This is a genomic window from Leptolyngbya sp. 'hensonii' (assembly GCF_001939115.1).
In the GTDB taxonomy this organism is placed as follows: domain Bacteria; phylum Cyanobacteriota; class Cyanobacteriia.
Genome location: NZ_MQTZ01000041.1, coordinates 226,201 through 251,546, shown reverse-complemented (window position 1 = coordinate 251,546; position 25,346 = coordinate 226,201). Strand labels below are relative to the sequence as shown.

The window sequence follows — 25,346 nt, the reverse complement described above, 5'->3', positions numbered from 1 at the left end:
TACACGGTAGCCCCCTGGGAGAGGTGGTGGGTTCATCTGCCAGGAGAGTGAGGAGCAGGTTCGAGTGAATCACATCCCCGCCTGGGAGGGGTGCCCGCAGGGCGGGGTGGGTTATTCCCACCAGAAAAATCCTGGGGCATAATTCTCTTAATCAAGGAAATCAGCCCCCACCTGTGACCTACGCTCCCCCTCGTCGTTTCCGGTTTCCGGCCCTGCCCCGGCAGCTCCGTCGCTGGCCCGCCCTGCTGGCCCTCGCCCTCGCTATTTGCCTCAGCCTCCCCCTGCTTGCCTTCAGCGGCATCGCCAAAGAAAAACCCAAGCCCTACCCCCAGCCCTGGCAGATCAGCGGGATCCTGGCCGCCCTGCAAGACGGCGACCTCGTCGTGCAGGGCCATGCTCTGAGCCAATTGACCACCTACGAGTCGAAGGCCTTACTCGCAGCCCTGAAACAACCCCAGGAGGTGGCCCGTCAGGCTGACACCCTGCTCAAGGATGAGAAGGTGCCTGCCTATGTCCGAGGCCGTGCGGCGGCGGCCCTGGCCAATCTGGGGGAGGCGGCCAAACCCTTCATCCCCGAGATCCTCGCCTTCCTCAAGGATGAGAAGCTGGATGCCAATGTCGGAGGCAGTGCTGCGGAGGCCCTGGCCAATCTGGGGGAGGTGGCCAAACCCTTCATCCCCGAGATCCGCGCCTTACTCAAGGATGAGAAGGTGCCTGCCTATGTCCGAGGCMRTGCKGCGRMGGCCCTGGCCAATCTGGGGGAGGCGRCCAAACCCTTCATCCCCGAGATCCGCGCCTTACTCAAGGATGAGAAGGTGSMTGYCTATGTCCGARGCARTGCTGCGRARGCCCTGGCCAATCTGGGGGAGGCGGCCAAACCCTTCATCCCCGAGATCCGCGCCTTCCTCAAGGATGAGAAGGTGCCTGACTATGTCCGAGGCAGTGTTGCGGAGGCCCTGGCCAATCTGGGGGAGGCGGCCAAACCCTTCATCCCCGAGATCCGCGCCTTCCTCAAGGATGAGAAGGTGGATGCCGATGTCCGAGGCAGTGCGGCGGCGGCCCTGGGCCAGATTGGTCAACTGGATCTTGCAGGAGTGGCGATCGTCCTGGAAAATGTCTATCGGGCTGCTTCTAGCGATCGAGCCTGGTGGCGTTTCCAGGGCTACTTTCTGGGTGGAGGGACCCCCGACACGGTGACCCTGCTGCATTGGCTGGCCTATCCCAAAACCCTGCCGACCCAACTGAATCACGGGGAGGGAAAAACCACCCTGGAGGTGTTTGAAAAAGTCTGGGAACCTGCCAAAGACTTGCCCAGCCTGCGGAATGATCTGGAAAAGAAAATTGCCAGGGTGGCCAAACTGGTGACTTGGCAACCGGAGGATATGCTGCTGTTGCAGCGCCATCAAGCTAATCTCAAGGCCGCTGGTTCCACCGATGCGGATTCGGTGCAGGCGGCCATTGCCTCCCTCGCCCTCTGGCAGTGGGTCCTGAATACCTGGCTCACCCTTCTAACCCATGCCACCTTCTGGTTAGCCCTCATCTTTGCCTATCCTCAATCCCCCCAGATCCAGGCCATCTTCTTCTGGAATCCCTGGGTCCGCAATATCATTGGCCTAGGCTATGTCACCTTCCTCCTGACCTGGGTGCCGTTCCTGCGCCAGAAGCTGTTTCAGCCCTTTAAAACCTCCTTGCTGGCCGATGCCGGACTCCAGTACTTCGACCCGCAAGCCTATTTCCCCGAATCCGAGGTGAGGGTGAAAGGCTCCAACCAGACCCTGGCCCTGGTGCAGGCCATCCCGGCTATCACCGGCCAGATCATTCTGGAAGGGGATTCCGGTCTGGGCAAGTCCATGTTTCTGCGCCATCGGGTGCAGCAGTCCCGCCGGATTGCCGTCTATCTCCCAGCCCAAAAATGCGCCCAGGGGGTAATTGAAGCCATCCAGGCCAAACTACACGGGGATGAGATCAAGGACGCTAAATTTCTGCAAAATCTGATCTACAGCGGAGCCATTGACATCTGCATTGACGGCCTGAATGAAGTCACCGCCGACACCAGGGCCAAAATCACCCAGTTCGTCGAGAGCTATTTCAAGGGCAACATCATCATGACCACTCAGCCCCTGGAGTGGTTACCTCCGGCCACCGCTAAGACCTACACCCTGCAACCTCTGAAGCGGGAACAAATCGAACACTTTCTCATCTCCCGCCAGTCTCGCCTTCCCCAGGAAAGCCCCTTGCAAGGCGAGGATTACGCCACCGCTTGTCGTCAATACCTGAATACAGCCCTCGATCCGCAACAGCCCAGCGAAGAACAAACCGCCATCCAGCGGGTTCTCTCCAATCCGATGGATCTGACCCTGGTGGCCCAGATGCTAGCCCAGGGGCAATCCCCTGACCTGTTCCGCCTACAGGAACAGCAGTACAGTCTGATGGCAGCGGCCTATCAGCAGATGTGGAAGACTGACTTCCCGCTGAAAAAGTTCTCTGCAGCCGTGTATCAGCTTCGACTGGAGGACAAAAAAGCCTTGCCCTCCGATCTGTTTGAGCGCGAATTGCTCTGCATGGAAGATGAAACCTACAAAATGGTCGTTAGCCGTCAGTGGCAGGATGAGGACGGCAATCCGGTCAAGGAATGGTACTTCCGCCACGACAAGATTGCCGAGTTCTTCCTGGTGCAGAACTTTCTGGGAGCCACGAAAGACGCTGAAAATCGCTGGCTCGATCACATGGGCGACCCCCGCTTTCGAGGCGTCTACTTCCTGCTGGCCACCCTACTCGACCTAGACGCTGCCCAACACCTGCGGGAACTGCTGATCCAGTACGCTGCCGACACCAAAGACCACACGGTCAGCGACACTGTCGTACAGCTCCTCCGCCTGAGATCATTCCCGATCGCCGCCTGAAGACCGATCGCCCTCCAAATCCCCGCTTGGGTGGGTTGGTCTATGAAAAAAGGTCCGACAAAGCCGGACCTGAAGAAAATATATTTTCGCGATGGAATAGCCTCAAGCTAGCGAATCGCAGGACTCTCCAGCATCTGGAAAGAAAGAGCAGGAGATGGGGCCACACGCTGGACATGGACCAGGGAAGGCAGGGATTGACGAATTCGTTCCGTTATCTGCATGGTTTTTGCATCATAAATCTGGGTCAGCAGTTTAGGATAAAAACCAATTCCAATAATTGGAACCAGCAGAGCCGCGATAATGAACACCTCGCGGGGTTCCGCATCCACTAGCACTTCATGGGAGGTGAGTTCCTTGTTTTCTGGCCCGTAGAAGATTTCCCGCAACATGGACAGTAGGTAAATCGGAGTCAGAATGACACCAACTGCGGCCAGGAAGATCACAATCACCTTGAAGGTAGAACTGTAGGCATCGCTGGTGGCAAAGCCGACAAAGACCATCAACTCTGCAACAAAGCCACTCATGCCAGGAAGGGCCAGGGAAGCCAGGGAACAGGCTGTAAACATGGAGAAAATCTTGGGCATCTGCTTGCCGACACCCCCCATCTCATCCAGCATCAGGGTATGGGTCCGATCGTAGGTTGCCCCGACCAGGAAGAACAGACTGGCCCCGATCAAACCGTGGGAGACCATCTGCAGTACAGCCCCACTCAGGCCCAGGTCTGTAAAGGAGGCCATGCCAATGGCCACAAATCCCATGTGGGAGATGGAGGAATAGGCAATCTTCCGCTTCAGGTTTCGCTGGGCAAACGAGGTCAGGGCCGCATAGATGATGTTAACCACCCCCAGAATCACCAGAGCTGGAGCCACCGTAGCATGGGCATCCGGTAGCATTTCCACATTCATCCGAATCAAGGCATAGCCACCCATCTTCAGCAAGATTCCAGCCAGCAACATGTGCACGGGAGCCGTAGCCTCCCCATGGGCATCGGGCAACCAGGTGTGAAGTGGAATAATCGGTAACTTAATCGCATAAGCAATCAAGAAACCGGCATAGAGGAAAAGCTGCATTTGCAGGGGGAAGTCTTTTGAGAGCATGGCCCGCATGTCAAAAGTCACCGTATCCCCATAGAAGGCCATCGCCAGAGCCGCCAGCAGGATGAACAGGGAACCCCCTGCCGTATACAGAATGAACTTTGTGGCTGCGTAAAGGCGCTTTTTCCCACCCCAAATCGCTAGCAGCAGGTAGACCGGGATCAGCTCCAGTTCCCAGGCCAGGAAAAAGAGCAACATATCCTGGACGGCAAAAACGGCAACCTGGCCACCATACATGGCCAACATCAGAAAGTAGAAAAATTTCGGCTTTAAGGTGACTGGCCATGAAGCCAGAATCGCCAGGGTCGTAATGAATCCTGTCAGGATGATCAACGGCATGGACAGACCATCTGCCCCGACAGACCACCTTAAATCAAGTTGAGGTACCCAGGCATAGCTTTCAACAAGCTGCAGACCGGGATTGGCAAAATTGTACTCGGTATAGAAAGAGTAAACGATTAGGGCAAAATCAATTAGCCCAATAATCAACGCATACCAGCGAACCGTTTTACCGTCTTTATCGGGAATAAAGGGGATCAGCAGAGAGGCCGCGATCGGAAACAGAATAATGGTCGTCAGCCAGGGAAAAGTTGCGTAGGTTACACTACTCATACACTTAGGTCACACCAGAGATAATTACCAGACCCAGAACCGCCCCAAAAATAATCAGGGCATAAAATTGGGCTCGGCCATTTTCCAGATACTTCAGGCCCTCGCCAGTCACCAGCGTTACAAAACCGGCCAGGTTAACCACACCATCTACAATCCGCACATCCACTTCCAGCACCTGACGAGCTAAACGGCGGCTACCCTGAACAAAGACAGTGTTGTAGATGTCATCGAAGTACCATTTATTTTTGGACAGCCGATACAGGGGTTGGATGCGATCGGCGATCGCTGCCGGATCAATTTTCCGACTCAGATACATGAGAGACGCCAGGGTCAGCCCGATCAGGCCAATCCCCACTGAATTACCAGCCATGATCAGAAATTCAGTCATTTCCTCCGCCGGAAGCGCCTGGAATGTCATTTCCAGGGGAGCTTCCGCAACCATCTCTCCAGGTGGATGGATAAATGCTTCGAAGTAGTTCGCGAAGGGCGTTCCCACCAGACCAATCAGGATGGAAGGCACAGCCAGAGCCAGCAGAGGCAGGGTCATGGCTAGAGGAGATTCATGGGGGGTGCTGCTGTGAGGATGGCTGTCATGACTATCATGGCCATCATCGCTGCTGTGACTGTCGTGCCCATGGGCCTCACTAGGAACGGCGTGGGCTTCCAGTTCAGCCGGGTTCATGGCACCGGGGCCAAAAGCCAGACCGCTGGCCTGGAGCTGCTCAGCCTTGATCTTGTTCAGGATGGCCGGATCTTGGGCTCGTAGCTCACCCTCAAAAGTCGTGAAATACATCCGGAACATATAGAAAGCAGTGATCCCAGCAGTGAGCCAGCCTACCAGCCAGAGGACAGGATTGGCCGCAAAGGTCAAACTGAGAATTTCATCCTTGGACCAGAATCCAGCAAAGGGAGGAATCCCCGAAATTGCCAGAACACCTACAAAGAAGGTTCCAGCCGTAATCGGCATGTACTTCCGTAATCCGCCCATCAGACGCATATCCTGGGCGTAGGCCGGATCGTGGCCCACCACAGCTTCCATCCCATGGATGACGGAGCCGGAATCTAGAAAGAGCATGGCTTTGAAGTAAGCGTGGGTCATCAGATGGAATAGCCCTGCACTGTAAGCACCAACTCCCAGACCCATCACCATATACCCCAACTGGGACATGGTGGAATAAGCCAGACCTTTCTTGATGTCATTTTGCGTGATCGCGATCGTGGCTCCGATAAAGGCTGTTACAGCCCCAGTCCAGGCGATCACATCCATTGCCACTGGAATGTGTTCAAACACCGGGAACATCCGGGCCACCAGAAACACACCCGCCGCCACCATAGTGGCAGCATGAATCAGGGCCGAGATTGGGGTTGGCCCCTCCATTGCATCTGGCAACCAGACATGTAGGGGAAACTGAGCGGACTTGGCGACTGGGCCGAGAAATACCAGGACAGCAAACAGCGCGACCAAACCCGCACTCAAGGCACCCGATTCCACCAGGGACTGGAGCCGTTCTCCGATGACTTCAAATTCAAAGCTATTGGTGGCCCAGAACAGCCCCAAAATGCCCAGAAGTAGACCAAAGTCACCGACCCGGTTGGTTACGAAGGCTTTCTGGCAGGCATCTGCTGCTGCTTTGCGATCGTACCAAAACCCAATCAGCAGGTAGGAACACATCCCCACCAGTTCCCAGAAGATGTAAACCTGGACCAGATTGGGACTGATGACTAACCCCAACATGGAGGAACTGAACAGGCTAAGGTACGAGTAAAAACGGACATAGCCTGGATCATGGGCCATGTAGCCATCGGTGTAGACCATGACCAGGAAAGCAACAGTGGTTACGATCACCAGCATCAGTGCAGACAGATGATCGATGGTGTACCCCATCGAAATCCGAAAATTGCCTGCTGCCGCCCACTCAATCATCTGGGTATACGGTTCATGACCGGCCAGTTGGCTCCACAGCAGAGCAAAGGAGAGCACCATACCGGCACCGAGCAGAGAAACAATGAAGACGGCAGAGCCCTGCCGGAGACGATTAGTGACTTGATTAAAAGAAATCAAGCCTATGCCCACCAGCATTGCTCCTGCCAGTGGTAACACAGGAATCAGCCACGCATACTGATATATCGGTTCCATCACTCACGCCTACTTTGTGTCAATAACCTACACGTCGTGTCTACTTCTAACGATCGTTGTCGAAATGATCTGTCAAAACCGCTTACATTGTGACATACACTTTGAGCCGAGACGGTTGTCGGAAGATAAATCATGCTCAACCTTCTGACCTTTGGTGCCCAATCTCAGCCTCAGACCTGACACCCATCGTTCCCTCCATGCTTCAACCGGATTCTCGATTCAGTATTCTAAATTCATTCAGAGGGAAGAACAGTTCTTGCTGAACGGCTTTAAATCAAGGGTTGGGGAAACTGGAGGCATTGAATTTTTCGCAACCAAATTCAACAATTCTTCAGCTTTCATCGGGACTCCCGCACCCCAGAGGGGGTGATTCCGAACTTAGATCTGAGGCTCATTCCTGATCTCGATCGATTGAAGTTGCAGTCCCTGGAAAGACTACTTGCCTGCTCACTCGCAGACAATTACCAGCGGAACTTTTAAGTTCATACCCCCGGGGGGGATAATGGAACTATTCAGATTACAGATAGGGTAAACTTAAGTAAAGAATATTAAATCTAATTTGTTACTAAATTGTTAAATTCCATTTCATCGGTCCGCTCTCCCCTGAAAGAATCCAGCTTGCACCTGATGGAGAGCGATACTCCTGTCTCACTGGTGATTCCTTTTCACCTTCGAAGCGCCGGATGGGTTCTGGCTGCAGCCATTTTTCTCGTATCGGTGCCAGTATTTTTGCAGGCTCCACTGGTGCGCCTCGTTCCCCTGCTTAGTTTGGTTTTGACTGGGGGGTGGTTAATCCTCGGTCTGAGATTGCTGCATCGATCATCGACCCGGCTTTGGGGAGATATCCTTTTGGGCTTTGCGGGCAGTTGGTTGGCGGGTTCTATTTACTGGGGATGGTTACGCTGGGAACCCCTGCTTCACATTCCAACAGAAGCGATTTGTCTCCCCCTGGCCCTCTGGTGCTTGATTCAGGGCCGGTTCCAGGTTGGCAGTTTCTTCTATTTAGGATCGTTGATTGGGACTGCAATCACGGACCTTTACTTCTATCTGGTGGAACTGATTCCCCACTGGCGAAAATTGATGCAGGTTGACGCAGAATTGGCAACCCCGATTTATCAAAGTGCGATCGCGGCTGTGACCACCTCCTGGGGCCTCAGTTGGGTGGTAATCTTGCTGATTGTGCTTCTGATTATTGGAGTTTTGCCCCTCTGGTCCCGAAGTATGGGGTGGTGGGCATTTAGTGGTGCCGTTTTGGGTACTATTTTAGTGGATGGCCTGTTCTGGTTGGCAGCTTCTGCAAGCTAGCGATGCGTCATTGAGGATGATTTTGTATCATGGTGAGGAGGGGGTGTGCAACACCGAGCCAGAAAGCATCTGCCTGAATTAGAAATGAAATGGATCCTGGGGTCATGATTCTAGTGCAACTGTGAAGGGTCTCTTGTCTAAGCTTCCCAAGTTCAGTCTCTTGACCGTTGCAGACTTTAGAATAGGTTTTGTATAAAGATGTCACACATTCGTTTGTGTGTATGTCAGGATGCATCATAACGAGATGTCACCTCCGCATGCCTGTGGTAAGCTTCCAGTCTACTCCCCATCTCATATTACGGACCGATCGAGGCAACTGCTACCTGCCATTGGTGGGCAGCAATTGCTGGACTTTTGGTCGAAGTGATGACAATAACTTTGTCTTGCCCGATCGCTGGATCTCCCGTAATCACGCTATGTTGCAATGCATGGAAACTGGCGAATTCTACTTAATTGATCTGGGCAGCCGAAATGGTTCATTTATCAATGGGCGCAGAGTGAGCATTCCGGTCACGCTCCGCAATGGAGATATGCTGACTTTTGGGCAGACCGAGATGGAATTCCACTGCTCAGCCGTGGAACAGGTGACGGAATCCTCGACTTCCGATAAGGAATTCACCGCTACAGCAATTCTGCATGTTCGACGTCTAATTTCGATCATGGTGGTTGATATTCGAGATTTTACCGGGTTAACCCGCCAGGTAGATGAAAAATTGCTCTCGGAAGTTATCGGCACCTGGTTTCGCCATGCGGGCAATATTATTCGCGAATACGGGAGCTGGGTTGATAAGTATATCGGTGATGCGGTGATGGCCGTCTGGATCCATGGGATGCAGGGGGTGAATGAGGCAGAGCTGTTACGTATTTTTCGGGCTGTTCATGCTCTCCATAAAATGACCAGCGATTTGCACAATCAGTATCCCCTTCCCTTTCCCCTGCGCGTGGGGGCAGGGATCAATACAGGGTATGCCATGGTCGGCAATACGGGTACCGGCGATCGTCCGGACTATACGGCCCTGGGAGATACGGTTAACGCAGCCTTCCGCTTGGAGACTTGTACCAAGCAAATTGGTCTGGATTTGGCCTTAGGAGAAACGACCTATCGCTACTGTTCCAGCTTAAATACGACGTCAGATATCTTCAAGGAGCATGCCGTACATCTGAAGGGCTACGATGTTCCAACTCTGACCCATGCCTGCTCATTCAACAGCCTGGGGGCTTTTCTGGAAAAGCTAGAAAAAGCAGGGTGACATCGGTCAAAAAGTGTCCCCGTGTACGATAGCATACAGAGCATGAGGATACAGAACATAAGCATACAGATGCCAATTTTAATCTGATGGTATGTGAGACCCATTTGAACTGAGGGTTTGTCTTTGACCTTGCTGGAGGTATGATGTCATGCCTCCAGGTCAAGCATCTGTGGCATGATTCTTAAAGAGAATGGGTAAAAGTTTATAGTTTTATGAGAGGGAGGTCTGGCTCGATGAAATGCTTCGTTCGTTGGTTTGCGGTTCTGACTGTTGTCCTGGCTGGTTTGGCTGGATGGCCCATGCCTCAGCCTGCCCATGCTGCTAATCTGGGTGGGCTACTAGTCCGTCCAGCCTCTGTTCTAGTAGCAGCAGAACCCATCCGCAACGCGATGGATGACAAGCTGAAAACTGAATTCGGCAAAAAAATTGATTTGAATAATACAAATGTCCGGGCGTTCATGCAATATCCAGGGATGTACCCCACTCTGGCCAAGTTGGTTCTCAAAAACGCTCCTTTTGAAGAAGTTGGGGATGTGCTGAGAATCCCAGGGTTGACTGATAGCCAGAAAGAGACTCTGAAGGCTAACCTGGGGAACTTTACGGTAACTTCGGTTGAAAATGCCTTGGTAGAGGGTGGTGATCGTTACAATAACGGCATCTATAAATAACGGAGCCAGAGTCTCGATTTGTTCGATCAATTTGATGTTCTGGTAATTGGTGCTGGGGCGGCGGGCTTGTACGCCGCCCTTTGCCTTCCTGAGACTTTAAAGGTAGGGTTGATAACTAAAGAAACCCTATCCCTATCAGCGAGTGACTGGGCTCAGGGTGGAATTGCTGCTGTGACCGCTCCGGAAGACTCCGTTGAGCTCCACTTTCAGGATACTTTGCGGGCTGGGGCAGGGCTCTGTGATCCCTCGGCAGTCAGATTCCTGGTTGAACATGCCAGCGATTGTATTGGCACACTAGTTGAGATGGGAGTGGCCTTCGATCGTTCCCCGGCAGGAGAACTGGCCCTGACTCTGGAAGCAGCCCATTCACGACGACGGGTCTTGCATGCGGCTGACACAACTGGTCGGGCTGTGGTAACCACTCTGGCTGCCCAAGTCTTAAGCCGCAAAAATATTCAAGTATTCCAACAGACTTTTGTGCTGGACCTGTGGCTGGATGCCCAAACGGGTCATTGTCGGGGCGTCAACCTGCTCCAGAGCGATCGCCTGATTTGGTTACAGGCCGGGGCGGTGATTCTGGCAACGGGTGGGGGTGGACAGGTTTTTGCCCAAACCACAAACCCGGTAGTGAGTACGGGGGATGGGGTTGCGATCGCCTGGCGGGCAGGTGCGTTGCTCCGGGATTTAGAGTTCATGCAGTTCCATCCGACAGCTCTGACCAAAGCCGGGGCTCCCCGGTTTTTGATCAGTGAGGCGGTCCGTGGGGAAGGAGCCCATTTGATCGATCGACAGGGCAGGCGCTTTGCTTTTGACTATCACCCCGATGGGGAACTGGCCCCTAGAGATGTCGTTAGCCGGGCCATCTTCAGCCATTTGCAGCAAACTGAAGCAGATCCAGCAACAGCTCAGGTCTGGTTAGATCTGCGACCCATTCCAGAAGATCGGATTCGGCACCGTTTTCCCAATATTATTCAGGTTTGCCAGAAATGGGGGATTGATATTTTGAGAGAACCTATCCCCGTGGCTCCTGCAGCCCATTACTGGATGGGGGGGGTTGCGACTGATCTGATGAGTTGCACCACCATTGCGGGTCTTTATAGTGTGGGGGAAACGGCCAGTACCGGGGTTCATGGAGCCAATCGCTTGGCGAGCAATTCTCTTTTGGAATGCTTAGTGTTTGGGGCGCAGCTAGGACACATTGCGTTTTCCAAAAAAGAGCAGGGCAAGGATCACCCGGTTCCTCCCAGTTTCCAGGCATTAGCAATCGTGCCTGAAGCCTGGGAAGGGCAAAAAATTTGGCTGGAGGACGTGCGATCGCTGCTGCCCAAGCTAGTTTGGCAGAGTGCGGGCATCTGCCGGGATTGGCAGACCCTGGAACCCGCGATCGCCCAGATTATTTCCTGGCGGCAGATGTTTACTGACCTTCCCCTCAGTCAATCTTTCCTGGGTCTTCCTCCAGGACAGGCGATAGAATGGGTCGGAACAACGGTGGAATCCCAAATTCGGCTCTGGGGAGAAACGCGGAATTTGCTGGACATCGCTTTCCTGATGCTCAAAAGTGCGGCCTTTAGAACCGAAAGCCGGGGTGGCCACTATCGAGTAGACTATCCTCAAACAGATCTTCAATGGCAAGTCCATACCTTGGTTCAGGACCAAGACTGGTGGACCTCAGCGCCGATTGAACCTGTTATTGGTTGTTAGTCATTATCTTCATGTATGACAAGACGTCAAAACCGACCTGGTGAAGAAATACTCTGGCAGGGATCGCCATCCCAGATTACCAACCTGGGCACTTACTTCTTTTGTGGCATCACGATCGGGCTGGGCTGGGTGGCAGCAATCTTTTGCTGGCAATGGCCTCCTGTGCGAGACCATAACTTCAGTGGTCTGGTCCTGGGGGGATTGCTGATTATCTGCCTGGGATCGCTGTGGATGGCTTTCTGGCAATGGCTACAGGTGAAAAGCAATTCTTACACCATTACCACTGAGCGGATTCTTATAAGTCAAGGAATTTTGAATCGGAAAACTGAAGAGATAGAGCTCTATCGGGTTCGGGATGTCACCTTGGTTCAACCCCTCTTCCTGCGTCTGTTTGGTCTCAGTACCCTGGAGCTGATGACGACTGACCCCTCCAGCCCCACGATCGTCCTGGAAGCGGTCCACGAAGCTCGGATGCTCTGGGATGAAATGCGCCGATGCGCCGAAATGGCGCGTCAGAAGCGAGGAATTGCAGAAATTGATTTTACCTGACGAAATACCAGTAGACTGTTGGCAGAATTTCACCTAATCTATGGCTGCTTTAACCCCTGCCCTCCTGGCATTAGATTTCGATGGTGTGCTGTGTGATGGATTGATTGAATATTTCCAGTCCACCTGGCGGGCTTACTGTAGAATATGGCCGGATGGTCCTTCCAGCCCACCGGAGGGAGTAGCCGATCGGTTCTACCGGTTGCGTCCGGTGATTGAAACGGGTTGGGAAATGCCGATCCTGCTGCAGGCCCTGTTGCAGAATATTCCAGATGACGAAATTTTATCTCACTGGCCGACTTTGGCAGAACAACTGGTGCAAGAGGCGAAGCTGGTTCCGACTGAACTGTCTGCCCTATTGGATGGAACGCGAGATGAATGGATTGCTGCTGACCTGGAGAGTTGGTTGGCAAATCATCGCTTCTATCCTGGTGTAGTAGAGCAGGTGCAAACCTGGCTCACCTCTCCTCTGATGCTCATCATTATTACGACGAAAGAAGGCCGGTTTGTACACCAATTGTTGCAGCAGCAGGGAATCGGGCTGGCTGAACACCAGATTATTGGCAAAGAATCCCGGAAACCCAAGGCCCAGTCCTTGCGCGAACTGCTGGCGGCACATCATCTGACTCCCGATCGCGTGTGGTTTGTAGAGGATCGCCTCAAGACCCTCCAGGGGGTACAAAAGCAGCCAGATCTGGCGGATGTCCGGCTATTCCTGGCGGAATGGGGCTATGTGACAGATCGCGATCGACAGATTGCCCAAAACGATCAACAGATCCATCTTTTGTCCCTAGCTCAGTTCACCCAGGACTTTTCTGAGTGGCCCTAAAAGCCTAACCGAGGTTTTCATCGGCGCAAACTGCGGGGATCAAGGGCATCTCGGAGTCCATCTCCCAGGAGGTTAAAAGCAAGGACGGTCAGAACAATCAAAAAAGCCGGAGACCAGACCAGCCAGGGTTGCAACACCAGAATCGAGGCATTGGTCGCCAGAGACAGCATATTTCCCCAGGATGGATCAGGAGGCTGAATGCCCAAACCAATCAGGCTCAGGACGGCTTCCGCCACAATGAAGCTGGGGATAGAGAGGGTGGCAGCAATAATAATATAGGTGGCGGTTTGGGGCAGAACATGGCGAAGGATGATGTAGAGGGGGGTTCCGCCCATTGCTCGGGCAGCCTGAACGAACTCCCGTTCCTTGATGGACAGAACCTGACCCCGAATCACACGGGCCAAGCCTGCCCATCGGATGAAGGAGGTGATCAGCACAATGAGTAAGAACTTTTGACTACTCGATAGCCCAGAAGGAAGGACAGCCGCTAGTGCCACCAGCAGGTAAATTTCTGGAATGGTCATCAGCACTTCTACCAACCGCATTAAGACGCTGTCTATCCAGCCCCCAAAATAGCCAGAAATGCCTCCAACGAGCATGCCCAGGGGGAAGGTAATCGCCACCCCGACCAGACCAATGGTGAGACTAATCCGCCCGCCATGGATCAGGCGGCTTAATTGATCTCTGGCCTGTTCATCTGTGCCTAGCAGATTGATCTTGCCTTCTCCTGAGGTTCCGAATAGATGGACATTACCGGGGAATCCCTTGAAAATCTCAATGTCCTCGACTTTTAACTGGGGAATTACCTGTACTGGCAGGGGCAGCCTGATTTGCAAAAAGTTGTAGGAGTCTCCCTGGGCCAACAGATGAATAGGAGAGGGTTTTTGCCAATCAATAATCAGGTTACGATCGCCCGTTTCCAGATCCACCGGTCCCTGGATCGTCGGATAGACATGAGGACCAACCCATCGCCCTGACCGATCCCAAAAATGGATTTGGGTGGGTGGAAGTAAAGCTCCATCCTGCTGGGGCCGACAAAACCCCTGGTTAATTGACGCTTCATCGCAGGGACTGTAGGGAGCAACGAAATCAGCAGTAAAGACCAGCAAATAAAATGCCAGAAGAATGATTGCACCCAATCGTGCCAGGAGATTGTTTTTGAGTTTCTGCCACCAGTTCATACTTCGTGCTCTACGACGAAAACGTTGGAATAGAGATTAGCAACGATTTGTTTCCCCTGTTGGGTCAGAGAAAGGTAGTTTAACGCATCTTTGACATAAGGATAGACCCCGTGCCAATAGAACTTGGGGTAGTTCTTGCGCAGGTCTTCTGGTGTGCGATAACCCAGATGCTTGTTCACGCCTGTTTCCTCAAACTCATAAAACAGGGCGCAAATCTTTTTCAGGTATCGCGGATCGCTGAGCTGGCCAATTAAATCAGATGCCCGAATCAAGCCAGGATAATACACTGTATCCTTATGGTCGCCAGCCAGAGGCACAGGAAAGCGGGTTAACTCAATGTTCTGTTTGATGACATCGGCATCAATGAGTCGGTGCCCACCAAACCGTTCATCGATAAACAACTTTGCCCGATCGACATGGTAAGGGGTCAAACTGGCATCGGAAGAGCCAGCTCGAAGCTTGACCTTATTCCCATCCTGCCCAGTTGCATAGTAGCCGTCTTTATCGTCCTGGCAAACACCTTTGACGTAACCAATATCATGACAGACCAGGGAAATGATGAAGTGTAACCAGTCTTCGCAGGAAACCCCGCCTTCTCGAATATGCTTGCCCCGGAGAATTTCTTGCCCAACCAGCGCTACCAGGATAGTATGTTCGACGTTATGATACAGGGCATCACTGTTGGCAATATTTTCCAGAGCCATATTACCGGCCCAGGCGATAATGTCTTGATAGTCAGACTTCCAGCCCCCATAGGTGCGGTGGTAGCCCTCTTTGAGCTGATCGACAAAGCTATTGATCAATAGTTCAGTTGGATTAAACATCCCTGTTACCCAGCTAGGGCCAGTTATTGAAATTATTTTTACGGAAATCGACACGTACACAAAGTATCCCTGATCATAGACATCTATACCTTTCGCTATCAACTCAATATCAACACAGACAGAATGATAACGGGTTGGTAAGGCAGATTATTCAAGCAGATGCAAGCTGAACGAGGCTACTAGAGATGAGGCATTCTAATTCTTGGCAAGTTAAGATCCCAGTCGCATTGGGTATCGCGGGTTTAACACTTTTTACTGGAGTCGGCCAGAGCTTTTCTGCGGAGAAGGGTTCCACTCCGAGTCGAACGGTTGCTAACGGGTTGGAGCGGGCTGCAGATCAGAGTTCTGCCAATGCTGTCAAGGCTGACCCCTATGATTTAATGGTTCAGTCTGAAAGCGCTGAGACCTACTATCAGCGCGGTAATGAACTCTATGATCAGGGCAAGTTCAAAGAAGCGGTGAATGCCTATAAAAAGGCCATTCAGATCAGGAAAGATTATGTGGATGCTTATGTTGGCCTGGGGAATGCCCTAGACGACAGTGGCAACCCTGAGGAAGCAATCTCAGCCTATAAGGCAGCAATCAAGATTGATCCGAATGAGCCGATGATTTACTACAACATGGGCATTACCCTGGCCCGTGTTGGCAAGATGCAAGAGGCGGCTAGGGCTTTCCAAACGACCACTGAGCTGAAACCTGATTTTGTTCAGGGGCACAATAGTCTGGGGAATGCGCTGTATGATCTGAAACAGTATGAAGCGGCCATTAAGGCTTACCGGCAGGCTATTCAGAGAAATCCCAATTTTGTGCCAGCCTACGTGGGTTTGGGAAATGCCCTGGACGATGCCGATCGGTTTGAAGCTGCAGTTGAAGCTTACAACCAGGCCATTAAGATAGATCCTCAAAATGGCAGCGCTTACTACAATCTGGGGATTGCACTGGTCCGGCAGAATAAAAAGGCCGATGCTACGGATGCCTTCATGCAGGCTAGACAGATTTATGCCAGCAAGGGCAACACACAGGCGGTTAAGAAGATTGACCAGATCCTGGAGCGCCTGAAGTCTGGCCCGGTGACTAACTGATTCTGGCTTTTACCTGGATAGATTCGACGACAACTTCTAATGAGGTTGAGGGGTGGACATGTTCCACCCTTTTTTTGATCGCTTGAAGTGCATAGCGTCAAAAATTTGACGGATAGGGGAGTCCCCTATGCCCGCTCAAGATTTAATTGACAAATCACTGAATAGGTTTTCCCAATCCGGGAGGGATTGGTTATAATAGGCTTCCATGCTAGAAAACGAGTAGCGAGTGGTTGTTGCGGGTGTAGTTCAGTGGTAGAACGTCAGCTTCCCAAGCTGAATGTCGTGGGTTCGAGTCCCATCACCCGCTTAGGTCTAAAACCCTTGAGATGATTGATTCTTAAGAGTTTTAAGGTTCTTCGGTAGTAGGTCTACAACTGTGATTTTAGTTTGTGGGTCAGGGACATTACCTCCTTGCAGGTCTACCGGACATGCCAGGAAACCGGAAAAGCAGAAAGCAGGGCAATTTGGCCAAGAATCCTGTAGCTAGTGCGAGCCACCCAACTCTGTCTCCATGACTACCGGGAAATTTCTGATTTATCCAGATAGTCGAACATGAGGCCTGGGGTAACTACGGGACTCCAATCTCCCACCCAGCCTAACATTCTATCCAAACTTATAATCATAGAGAGGGGGTAATCTCTCTATGGTGTGATGCATTAATTTTGAGAATCAAGTATATGTCCCTCCTGCCCGATCAGGCCGTGATTTTATTGATAGATGGCAATCCTGAGCATTTGGGGGTGTTGAAGCAGGTGCTTGAGGGAACAGGATGGCTCTTGAGTAGTGCAAATGCAGGACAGGCAGCGATCGCTCAGATTCGGGAAACCCAACCGGATTTAATTCTGCTCAATAGCACGCTATCTGATCTGGAGGGTTTGGAATTTTGCCAGCAATTACAGGCCAATCCCCACACACAGTCGATTCCAATCATTCTGATGTCTGCTGTGGATTCCTGGTCCGCTCAGGCTGCTTTGCCTGCAGTTGTTGTAGATTATCTCACCCTACCCTTACGACCCGAAGAAGTTTCGGCTCGCGTTCGTCTGCATCTTCAGATGCGATCGCTCTCTCGAGAACTGGAGGCTCAGAATGCTCAAATCGAGCAACTCACTGAAAAGTTGGAACATCGGATGCTTGAGTGTTCCACCGATCTCTTCTGGATGATGGGCGAATTCAATAGGGTTCGTTTGCAGCAGGAGTCCTGCCCAGGATCTCCGGAACTCAAAGATGTTCCCCCAGCGTCCCAGATCGAAGAGATTTTGAAACTTCAGGGACGAGCGATTGCTGCCAGCAGCAATGGAATTGTAATTGTTGATGCCCGTCGATCGGATTACCCCACGATTTTTGTAAATCCGGCCTTTGAACAGATCACTGGTTACTCAGCAGAAGAAGTGTTGGGACGTAATTGCCGATTTCTCCAGGGCAAAGATACACAGCAACCTGGCCTCCAGGAACTCCGAGGTGTGCTAACAGAAGGCCAGAGTGGGATTGTGACCCTGCGTAACTATCGCAAAGATGGCACCCTTTTCTGGAATGAACTGAGCATTGCACCCATATATGACGAACAGAGCAATCTGACCCACTATATTGGCATCCAAACAGATGTCACAGAGCGCAAGCTTGCAGAGCAGCAGACTCAGACGATCGCATCGCGACTCACTACCTTAATCCAGAGCTTGCAGGCTGGGATTCTGGTGGAAGATGAGTTTCGTAATATCGTCGTTGTCAATCAGGCTTTTTGTAATCTCTTTCATATCCCAGTACCTCCAGAAACCTTAATTGGGATGAACTGTGAGCAGACTGCCCAACAATCCAAACACCTCTTTCAAGATCCAGACCATTTCCTGCCCCGTATTCAGGAGATTTTAGCAGGTCAAAAAGCAGTCGTTGGGGAAGTGCTTTATCTGGTTGATGAACGGATTTTTGAGTTTGATTATGTGCCTGTTTTTGTGGATCAAATTTATCGGGGTCATCTCTGGCAATATCGGGATGTTACAGAACGAGAGAAATCAGAACGCTCCCTGAAGCGTCAGTTGGCTGCGGTAGAGGCTGCAATCGATGGGATTGCGATTCTGGGTGCTGACGATCGGTACATCTATCTCAATGATGCCCATGTGCGGTTGTTTGGCTATGAAACTCCGGCGGATCTCATCGGTAGGACCTGGCAAGAACTCTATCAACCTGAGGAAATTGAGCGGTTTCAGCGAGAAATCTTTCCTGTGTTAGGTCGAGATCGTCACTGGCAAGGAGAAGCCACAGCCCGACGACGGAACGGATCTACTTTTGCGGAGGAAGTTTCTCTCACGTTAATCGAAGGCGGCGGATTGGTCTGTGTTTGTCGGGATATTACGGATCGCAAGATTGCAGAAGAACAACTAAAATCATCTCTACAAGAAAAAGAAATCTTGCTCAAGGAAATTCATCATCGCGTCAAAAATAATCTGCTGGTGGTTTCCAGTCTTCTAGATTGGCAGATTGATTATCTGCAAGATGTAGCTGTGATCAAAATCTTTGAAGAAAGTCAGCATCGCATCCAATCCATGGCCCTAATCCATGAAAAATTATATAGATCTGAAAATCTTGCTGAAATTAATTTCAGTGATTATTTGGAGACTCTGGCGAGGCAATTATTATTTTCTTTCAATTTGAATGACGAAAGGATTGAATTTAGCGTAGAGCTTGAACCAGTTTTTCTCAATATTGAGACAGCAACTCCCTGTGGGCTAATTGTGAGTGAGTTAATTTCTAACGTATTTGAACATGCATTTCCAGATCAAAGTAAAGGGCAACTATGGCTGAAGGTTTCTGCGAATGATCGCAAGCAAATCACGATAACAATTAAGGATAATGGAGTTGGTTTTCCGGATAATTTGGACTTCCGGAATACCCAGTCTCTGGGGTTGCAACTGGTTTGTCTTTTGACCCAACAATTGGAAGGAAAAATTCAGATGCATCAAGATAATGGCACAATCTTCCATCTCACCTTCTCAGAACTTCAATACCGCAAGAGACTCTAAATTAATGGTTGGCATTAATATCTTGATCGTTGAGGATGAGTTGCTTATTGCCCATACCCTATCTCGGACACTGAAAAAGATGGGCTATTAACTGTTCTATTTAAGTTTCCTATGTAATTTTTCCTCAGAATCTTACTCTTTTTCTGTGCCCAGTACTTAACTTCGATTTCGCAGAGCTTCAGTATCACAAGAGATTACAGACTAATGCTTCCGACTAATATCTTAATTGTTGAAGATGAATTACTAATCGCTCATAACCTGGCTCGATCGCTGAAGAAGCTGGGCTATCAAATTGTTGATGTTGTCTCTTCAGGAGATGCAGCTATCCAATCTGCTGCGATCAAAAAGCCGGATTTAGTGTTAATGGATATTGTGATTAAAGGAGAATTAGACGGCATAGAAACAGCAGCCAAAATTCGTCAGAGCTATGACATTCCAATTGTCTTTATCACGGCTTATGCAGATGACGAGACCTTAGGTCGGGCTGCAGAGGTTTCAGCCTATGGCTATATCCTGAAGCCCTTTAAGGAAAAAGAAGTTCATATTGTTATCAAGATGGCTTTAAGCCAATATCAAGAAATTAAATCTACGAAGCATCTGGCGATCACAGATCCTTTAACTCAGGTGGCAAATCGTCGCCATTTTTATGCATTGGGAGAGCAAGAAATCCGTCGATCCTGTCGTTATGGAACTTCATTTTCATTACTGTTAATAGACCTGGACCACTTCAAGCAAATTAATGATACCTATGGACATGGGTTAGGGGATGAAGTGCTCAAAGCTACAATCTCAGCAATTACCCATAAATTACGCAAGATCGATCTTGTGGGGCGTTTGGGTGGGGACGAGTTTGCAATTATCCTGCCTGAAACCAGTGCTGCGGGGGGCATGGCAGTGGCTGAACGCCTTTGCCATGCGATTACTGCAGTCTCTCTAGAACACCAGAGCCAGAGCATTAAATTGTCGGTCAGCATCGGCTTGACTACGTATCAAATCGGCGATGAGAAACTTGAAATGATTCTGGAACGAGCTGATAGAGCCCTTTATGAGGCGAAACGACAGGGTCGTAATCGGGTTGCCATGATTGGCACAGTTTCAAGTGAGAGCTAATCTTATTGTTCCGATTTTGCAGGGTCATTCGCAAGATCAACAGTTATGGGGGCTTCTGATTGTGCAGCACTGTGAGCAACCTCGTTCCTGGCTATCCTGGGAAATTGAACTGCTCCAGAAATTAACGATCCAGGTGGGCTTTGCAGTTCAACAATCCCAACTATATGGGCAATTGCAGGTAGAACTCAGCCAGCGAGAATATACCTTAAGAGAATTGCAACAGGCTAAAGAGGAACTCCAAAGCTCACTCCAAGAAAAAGAGATTTTATTAAAAGAGATTCATCATCGCGTTAAAAATGATTTGCTGGTTGTGTCTAGTCTTCTAGAGTGGCAGACGGATTATATTGAGGATCAGAGATTGATCAAAATGATTGGTGAAAGTCAAAATCGGATTCAATCTATGGCCTTGATTCATGAAAAGCTTTATCAATCCCAAAATTTGGCTCAAATCGATCTGGGTGAATATCTGGCAACTCTGATGAATCAATTATTGTTTTCTTCCAGTATGAACTTTGAAAGAATTCAGGTTCACACGGATTTGGACTCAATCTGGTTAAATATTGAAATGGTTATGCCCTGTGGATTAATTGTGAGCGAGCTGGTTTCCAATGTATTTGAGCATGCTTTTCCGGGGCAGCGAACCGGCCATCTTTGGTTGAGTGCAAAAGGAACAAATCGTCATATCACGGTTGTGGTTAGAGATGATGGCATTGGCTGTCCTGATAATTTTGATGCCCATACCACTGAGTCTATGGGGTTTCAATTGATCTGCTTACTCACCCAGCAATTAGAAGGAAATATTGAGCTTTTTCAAGATAGTGGAACCACGATCGAACTAACTTTTTCAGAGCTTCATTATCAACAAAGAGTTTGAGGATTTTAACGATGGAGAACATCAGTATCCTGATTGTTGAAGATGAACTTTTGATCGCACATAACCTGGCCAGGATGCTTAAAAAACTAAATTATCAGGTTGTGGATATTGTCTCTTCTGGAGAGGCAGCTATCGAGGTTGCTGGTGAAAAAAAACCTGATTTAGTCCTGATGGATATTGTGATTAAAGGCCAGATAAACGGGATTGAAGCAGCTCTGAAAATTCAGAACCAGTATGGAATTCCTATCATCTACATTACAGCCTATACCGATAGTGCAACAATTCGACGAGCCAGGGAAACTGGAGCCTACGGTTTTATGGTGAAGCCCTTTAAGAAGGAACAACTCAAGGGAACGATCGAAGTTGCTATGGGACATCATCAACGGGTCGTTGAGATGCTGAGACTGGTTCAGATAAATCCTGCAACTAGCATCCTGGATTGCGATCACTTCTTATCTCTGGCAGAGAAGGATTTTCAGTTGACGGTTCAGGCTAACCGGAACTTTTCGGTGTCTACGACCTTTTCAGTCCTGATGATGCAGGTGGATTGGTCAAATTACACGCTTGAAGCTGATGATTGTCTCTTCAGTAGGGCATTGCGGGATGTGGTTATAAAAATAGCCTCATTAATGTTGCATAAACTAGATTATATCGGTCAATTGAATTCGGGAGAATTCATCATTTTTTCCCCCGAAACGAGTTGTGATGAGATGGGGGTAGTGGCAGCGCAGGTGAGACAAGCGATCGCAGACACGCCTATTGCACTGCTAGGACAACGTACTCAACTGACGATTAATATTGGTATGGCCTCCTATTATTCTGATGATTCTAGTTTTGAATTCATATTAAAAAGAGCCAGACAGGATCTTGAAAAAAGGAAATATGCATAATGAGAGCCCACTTTCTGAAATGAGAAATCCCCCAATAGAATAAAATGCAAAGAACAGACAAGGAACAAAATTTTCACAAGAAAACTATGATGCATGAGATCAATGTTCTGATTGTTGAAGATGAATTATTAATTGCTCAAAATCTAAGTAGAAAACTTAAGAGATTGGGGTATCAGGTGTTGGATATCGTCTCCTCGGGAGAAGCAGCCTTGAAAGCTTCTGCTGAGAAGAAACCCAATTTGGTCTTGATGGATATTGTGATTAAAGGAGAGATAGATGGGATAGAAACAGCCACAAAAATTTATAGAAACTATGGTATTCCAGTGATCTACTTGACTGCTTATGCGGATGATAAAACATTGCAACGAGCGGAAAATACAGGTTCTTATGGTTATGTCCTGAAGCCTTTCAATGAGCGGGAACTGCATGCAACAATTAGAATGGCTCTGCAAAAGCATCAGCAACAAGTTGAGATTTTAGAGTCATTGGTAACAGCAGAAGAGCTAAGCAAAAATCTACAACTCTCGATCCAGAGAGCCGCTCTTAAAATCGGTGGTTCTGAACAACTGGTTCTGGAAAATGATTTGCATTTTGCTTTGGAAAATCAGGAGTTACAGGTTTACTATCAACCCTTAGTAAGGCTTCAGGATCGACAGATTGTAGGTGCAGAGGCCCTTCTACGCTGGCAGCATCCAAAACGTGGCATGATTTCACCCACCACGTTTATTCCGATTGCGGAAGAAGCAGGCATCATTGGGCCGATCGGGGAATGGATTTTGAGAAAAGCCTGTGCCCAGGCTAAATCGTGGCAAATCAGATATCCTGCGCCGCTCAAGATTTCAGTCAATTTATCAGTTCGTCAGTTTAATCAAGAGGGGCTAGCCAAAATTGTGGCTCAGACTCTGCTGGAGACGGATTTGGCACCTGAACTGCTGGATTTAGAATTAACAGAAAGTCTGCTAGTCCAGGATTCCATGTTAGTTGTTCGGATGATTGATGAGCTCAAGTCCATTGGGGTGCAACTTGCGATTGATGATTTTGGGACAGGATATTCTTCTCTGAGCTATTTGCAACACTTCCCGTTTGACATCGTTAAGATCGATCGCAGTTTTATCCGCAGCATTACCCACAACCCAGGCAAGATTGCGATTATCCAGGCCATTATTCGAATGGCTCATGGGCTGAATTTAAAGGTTATTGCTGAAGGTGTAGAAACTGAAGAAGAGCTGATATTTCTCTGTGACAATCATTGCGACCTGGCCCAAGGATATCTATTTAGTCCTCCCGTATCGGCAGAGTCTTTTGAAAGATTTTTGTTGATGTAGTGCTGTTCAGTTGGGGAGATACCGGTTCCCTGGGATGTTGCGCTTAAGGCTATTGTCTTCTCCTCTGGCATCAGTCAGAGACTGTTTCAGGTAGATCATCTGCGAGCAGTTGCCGCGTGATTACAACCAGTTCTTTGAGTCGAACGGGTTTGCTCAAATACTCGGTTGCCCCGGCTGCCAAACACTGTTCCTGATCCCGAGGCATCGCCAGGGCAGTCAGGGCAATAATCGGTGTTGTAAGAAATTCTGGATGCTGCCGAATCTGCCGGATGGCCTCTAATCCATCCATTTCTGGCATTTGAATATCCATAATCACTAACTGAGGTTTCTGGGCAAAGGTCATGGCAACAGCTTCCACACCATTTCTGGCAATGATGAGTTGATATCCCTGATTTTCCAGATAGCTAGCCAGAGTTGTGCTGTTGGCTTCGTTGTCTTCGGCCAGCAAAATCAAGGGCTTGGCCTCAAGAGGTGGGGACTGCATAGCTGGGAAAGGTAAGGGTTGAACATTCTGCGGTTTGGCCCACTTCAGTTCTGACGTTGTAATACCAATCAGGTGAAGTATGGAGAGAGCTGAACTGAGTTCAGCAGTTGGGTTAAGACTGGAGCAATCAGCACCAGTCCGATCGTTATCCCATAGGGTTGCCATTGCAGATCTAGCATGGGTTTGCAGTCGTTTTGCAATGCAGCGTTTTACAGGTCTTCCAACCTCAATAATCTTTATTTTGTTGCAATAAAAAATCCATCTCAAGAGATAGATTTCCATCGTTATAGGTCTACTGACATTAAACCAGTTGTTTAGTTCTCAGGGCAGCCTGTTCTAGAGCCTCCTCATAGCGTTGACCAGCCCGTTCCCAGGTATATTCCGCTTCAATCAGGGCTCGACCATTCTGAGACAACTGAGACCTCAACTCCGAATTTTCAAACAATTGCCCGATCGCAGTGCCATAGTCCTCCACCCGATTAGCCCGTAAGGCCCGCAGGGGGCTGTCCACGGCTAACCCTTCCAGACCTCTATCACTGGCCACTACAGGGGTTCCGGCTGCCATGGCCTCCAGGGTCTTATTCTTGATGCCATATCCCGTTCGCAGGGGGACGACACAGACGGCAGCCCGGTGCAAGTATTCCACCATGGAAGGCACCTGTCCAGTCACGGTTACTCCGGGCAAAGCTCCCAGGGCCTCCACTTCCGGGGTGGGGCGGGCTCCGACGATAGTGAACGTTGCATCCGGATAATGCTGACGCACTTGTGGCAACACTTCCAGGCTGAAGAAGCGGGCTGCGTCAATATTGTGAGATGCATCCATCGCTCCGACGAACACCAGTTCCCGACCCTTCGCCGGGGAGCGATAGGGAAACAGGTCCAGATCTACGCCATTCGGAATGACCTCGATCGGTGCAGTTGCATTAAACGGTTGCAACTGGAGCCGATCGTCTTCTGTGGTGACCACAATGGTTGAGAACTTGGCGCAGTAGCGCTTCTCGTACCGATAGAGGATGGGCAGAAACAGGCGATCGCGGAAGGGATTGGGGGAAGCCCCCATCTCCAGGTGGTTTCGAGTCCATCCGTAGACGGAACTGTGCACATCCACGATCGTGGGCACCGTTTGCTGGAACTCTGGCCGAATATAGGCTTCGTTGACGCTATGTTCGCAGGTGATGACATCGTACTGTCTTACCCGGACGCGATCGTCCACCCATTGCTGCAAGGCAGGCGAATAGCGATACAGCACATTGGGCGGTGTCGTTTTAAGCAATACTTCGGCTAGACGGGTTACCTTTCCTATCCATCCACCCTGGGTCGGCTCCTCAGGCAGGGGAAACAGCACCAGTTCATCCACCCAGTTTCGGAGGGCGGCTACATCGGCTTCCGGAGTATGGGCCTGGGTTTGGGTCACCAGAGTGACAGAATGTCGCTGGCTCAGGTACTTGAGCAAGTTAAACGTTCTGATTTCCGTTCCCCCCCGGCTAGGCGGATAGGGAAAGGTAGACGAAAGCATG

At 50.1% G+C, this 25,346-nt stretch carries 19 protein-coding genes and 1 tRNA gene; 14 read left to right on the top strand and 6 right to left on the bottom strand.

All coding sequences use genetic code 11. The annotated features are described in order from the left end of the window. Nucleotides 1-173: 173 nt before the first annotated feature. Nucleotides 174-2,903, top strand: coding sequence for a HEAT repeat domain-containing protein (locus BST81_RS13045; RefSeq protein WP_216351315.1), 2,730 nt, complete (start codon nt 174-176; stop codon nt 2,901-2,903). A 107-nt stretch (nt 2,904-3,010) separates the two neighbouring features. Here the strand turns inward: BST81_RS13045 and ndhD1 are convergent, their stop codons facing one another. Together ndhD1 and BST81_RS13035 are read right to left on the bottom strand one after the other, a co-directional pair. Then, nucleotides 3,011-4,609 carry a photosynthetic/respiratory NAD(P)H-quinone oxidoreductase subunit D1 gene (gene ndhD1 / locus BST81_RS13040; protein ID WP_075598930.1) on the bottom strand — a complete coding sequence of 533 codons (1,599 nt, stop codon included), beginning with the start codon at nt 4,607-4,609 and terminating at the stop codon, nt 3,011-3,013. Between the two features lie 4 nt (nt 4,610-4,613). Beyond that, the gene (locus BST81_RS13035) at nt 4,614-6,746 is read right to left on the bottom strand and encodes an NAD(P)H-quinone oxidoreductase subunit 5 (protein ID WP_075598929.1); all 2,133 of its coding nucleotides are present in this window, start codon (nt 6,744-6,746) and stop codon (nt 4,614-4,616) included. A 570-nt stretch (nt 6,747-7,316) separates the two neighbouring features. Here BST81_RS13035 and BST81_RS13030 point away from each other — a divergent pair. The 6 genes from BST81_RS13030 to BST81_RS13005 all read left to right on the top strand — a co-directional run bounded on the left by BST81_RS13030 (nt 7,317) and on the right by BST81_RS13005 (nt 13,045). Beyond that, on the top strand, nt 7,317-8,051 hold the full coding sequence (locus BST81_RS13030; RefSeq protein ID WP_253188272.1) for a DUF3120 domain-containing protein: 735 nt from the start codon (nt 7,317-7,319) through the stop codon (nt 8,049-8,051). Nucleotides 8,052-8,308: 257 nt separating this feature from the next. Beyond that, nucleotides 8,309-9,301 carry an adenylate/guanylate cyclase domain-containing protein gene (locus BST81_RS13025; protein WP_171974751.1) on the top strand — a complete coding sequence of 331 codons (993 nt, stop codon included), beginning with the start codon at nt 8,309-8,311 and terminating at the stop codon, nt 9,299-9,301. Nucleotides 9,302-9,534: 233 nt separating this feature from the next. Next, nucleotides 9,535-9,969, top strand: coding sequence for a photosystem II complex extrinsic protein PsbU (gene psbU, locus BST81_RS13020; RefSeq protein ID WP_075598928.1), 435 nt, complete (start codon nt 9,535-9,537; stop codon nt 9,967-9,969). 18 nt (nt 9,970-9,987) lie between these two features. Continuing rightward, nucleotides 9,988-11,670, top strand: coding sequence for an L-aspartate oxidase (gene nadB / locus BST81_RS13015; protein WP_075598927.1), 1,683 nt, complete (start codon nt 9,988-9,990; stop codon nt 11,668-11,670). Between the two features lie 15 nt (nt 11,671-11,685). Continuing rightward, nucleotides 11,686-12,219 (top strand): PH domain-containing protein, encoded by a 534-nt coding sequence (locus BST81_RS13010; protein WP_075598926.1) that lies wholly within the window; start codon nt 11,686-11,688, stop codon nt 12,217-12,219. A gap of 40 nt (nt 12,220-12,259) precedes the next feature. Beyond that, nucleotides 12,260-13,045 carry an HAD family hydrolase gene (locus tag BST81_RS13005; RefSeq protein WP_075598925.1) on the top strand — a complete coding sequence of 262 codons (786 nt, stop codon included), beginning with the start codon at nt 12,260-12,262 and terminating at the stop codon, nt 13,043-13,045. Nucleotides 13,046-13,062: 17 nt separating this feature from the next. Here the strand turns inward: BST81_RS13005 and BST81_RS13000 are convergent, their stop codons facing one another. Continuing rightward, nucleotides 13,063-14,226, bottom strand: coding sequence for an ABC transporter permease (locus BST81_RS13000; protein WP_075598924.1), 1,164 nt, complete (start codon nt 14,224-14,226; stop codon nt 13,063-13,065). Beyond that, entirely contained in the window at nt 14,223-15,050 is an 828-nt protein-coding gene (locus BST81_RS12995) for an Npun_R2479 family HD domain-containing metalloprotein (protein WP_075598923.1), read from the bottom strand. Before BST81_RS12995 ends, BST81_RS13000 begins: the two co-directional genes overlap by 4 nt. Nucleotides 15,051-15,277: 227 nt before the next feature. Between BST81_RS12995 and BST81_RS12990 the strand changes: the two genes are divergently transcribed. The 7 genes from BST81_RS12990 to BST81_RS12960 all read left to right on the top strand — a co-directional run bounded on the left by BST81_RS12990 (nt 15,278) and on the right by BST81_RS12960 (nt 23,345). After that, nucleotides 15,278-16,132: a tetratricopeptide repeat protein gene (locus BST81_RS12990; protein ID WP_171974750.1), complete on the top strand. Its 855-nt coding sequence runs from the start codon at nt 15,278-15,280 to the stop codon at nt 16,130-16,132. Nucleotides 16,133-16,367: 235 nt separating this feature from the next. Further along, nucleotides 16,368-16,439: transfer RNA gene (locus tag BST81_RS12985), tRNA-Gly, on the top strand. 370 nt (nt 16,440-16,809) lie between these two features. After that, a complete protein-coding gene (locus BST81_RS12980; protein WP_075598921.1) occupies nt 16,810-19,146 on the top strand; it encodes a PAS domain S-box protein in 2,337 nt (778 codons plus the stop codon). Nucleotides 19,147-19,350: 204 nt separating this feature from the next. Continuing rightward, nucleotides 19,351-20,256, top strand: coding sequence for a diguanylate cyclase (locus tag BST81_RS12975; protein WP_075598920.1), 906 nt, complete (start codon nt 19,351-19,353; stop codon nt 20,254-20,256). Next, nucleotides 20,231-21,130: a histidine kinase dimerization/phosphoacceptor domain -containing protein gene (locus tag BST81_RS12970; RefSeq protein ID WP_075598919.1), complete on the top strand. Its 900-nt coding sequence runs from the start codon at nt 20,231-20,233 to the stop codon at nt 21,128-21,130. The genes BST81_RS12975 and BST81_RS12970 overlap by 26 nt, the downstream gene beginning before the upstream one ends. An 11-nt stretch (nt 21,131-21,141) precedes the next feature. After that, nucleotides 21,142-22,020 carry a response regulator gene (locus tag BST81_RS12965; protein WP_075598918.1) on the top strand — a complete coding sequence of 293 codons (879 nt, stop codon included), beginning with the start codon at nt 21,142-21,144 and terminating at the stop codon, nt 22,018-22,020. A 44-nt stretch (nt 22,021-22,064) separates the two neighbouring features. Continuing rightward, nucleotides 22,065-23,345: an EAL domain-containing protein gene (locus BST81_RS12960; protein ID WP_083636839.1), complete on the top strand. Its 1,281-nt coding sequence runs from the start codon at nt 22,065-22,067 to the stop codon at nt 23,343-23,345. 70 nt (nt 23,346-23,415) lie between these two features. On the opposite strand, the gene BST81_RS12955 is transcribed toward BST81_RS12960, so the two are convergent. Both BST81_RS12955 and BST81_RS12950 read right to left on the bottom strand, forming a co-directional pair. Then, the gene (locus BST81_RS12955; protein ID WP_075598917.1) at nt 23,416-23,994 is read right to left on the bottom strand and encodes a response regulator; all 579 of its coding nucleotides are present in this window, start codon (nt 23,992-23,994) and stop codon (nt 23,416-23,418) included. A gap of 136 nt (nt 23,995-24,130) precedes the next feature. Beyond that, the gene (locus BST81_RS12950) at nt 24,131-25,345 is read right to left on the bottom strand and encodes a glycosyltransferase family 4 protein (RefSeq protein ID WP_253188270.1); all 1,215 of its coding nucleotides are present in this window, start codon (nt 25,343-25,345) and stop codon (nt 24,131-24,133) included. Nucleotide 25,346 lies beyond the last annotated feature (1 nt).

Bases quoted from the DNA above. Each gene is read 5' to 3' on its own strand.
- BST81_RS13035 (WP_075598929.1), bottom strand. From the start codon at position 6,746: ATGGAACCGATATATCAGTATGCGTGGCTGATTCCTGTGTTACCACTG.
- BST81_RS12995 (WP_075598923.1), bottom strand. From the start codon at position 15,050: ATGTTTAATCCAACTGAACTATTGATCAATAGCTTTGTCGATCAGCTC.
- BST81_RS12955 (WP_075598917.1), bottom strand. From the start codon at position 23,994: ATGGCAACCCTATGGGATAACGATCGGACTGGTGCTGATTGCTCCAGT.
- BST81_RS12975 (WP_075598920.1), top strand. From the start codon at position 19,351: ATGCTTCCGACTAATATCTTAATTGTTGAAGATGAATTACTAATCGCT.
- BST81_RS13000 (WP_075598924.1), bottom strand. From the start codon at position 14,226: ATGAACTGGTGGCAGAAACTCAAAAACAATCTCCTGGCACGATTGGGT.
- BST81_RS13010 (WP_075598926.1), top strand. From the start codon at position 11,686: ATGACAAGACGTCAAAACCGACCTGGTGAAGAAATACTCTGGCAGGGA.
- BST81_RS12950 (WP_253188270.1), bottom strand. From the start codon at position 25,345: ATGCTTTCGTCTACCTTTCCCTATCCGCCTAGCCGGGGGGGAACGGAA.
- BST81_RS13025 (WP_171974751.1), top strand. From the start codon at position 8,309: ATGCCTGTGGTAAGCTTCCAGTCTACTCCCCATCTCATATTACGGACC.
- BST81_RS12960 (WP_083636839.1), top strand. From the start codon at position 22,065: ATGCAAAGAACAGACAAGGAACAAAATTTTCACAAGAAAACTATGATG.
- psbU (WP_075598928.1), top strand. From the start codon at position 9,535: ATGAAATGCTTCGTTCGTTGGTTTGCGGTTCTGACTGTTGTCCTGGCT.
- ndhD1 (WP_075598930.1), bottom strand. From the start codon at position 4,609: ATGAGTAGTGTAACCTACGCAACTTTTCCCTGGCTGACGACCATTATT.
- BST81_RS13005 (WP_075598925.1), top strand. From the start codon at position 12,260: ATGGCTGCTTTAACCCCTGCCCTCCTGGCATTAGATTTCGATGGTGTG.
- BST81_RS12980 (WP_075598921.1), top strand. From the start codon at position 16,810: ATGTCCCTCCTGCCCGATCAGGCCGTGATTTTATTGATAGATGGCAAT.
- BST81_RS12965 (WP_075598918.1), top strand. From the start codon at position 21,142: ATGGAGAACATCAGTATCCTGATTGTTGAAGATGAACTTTTGATCGCA.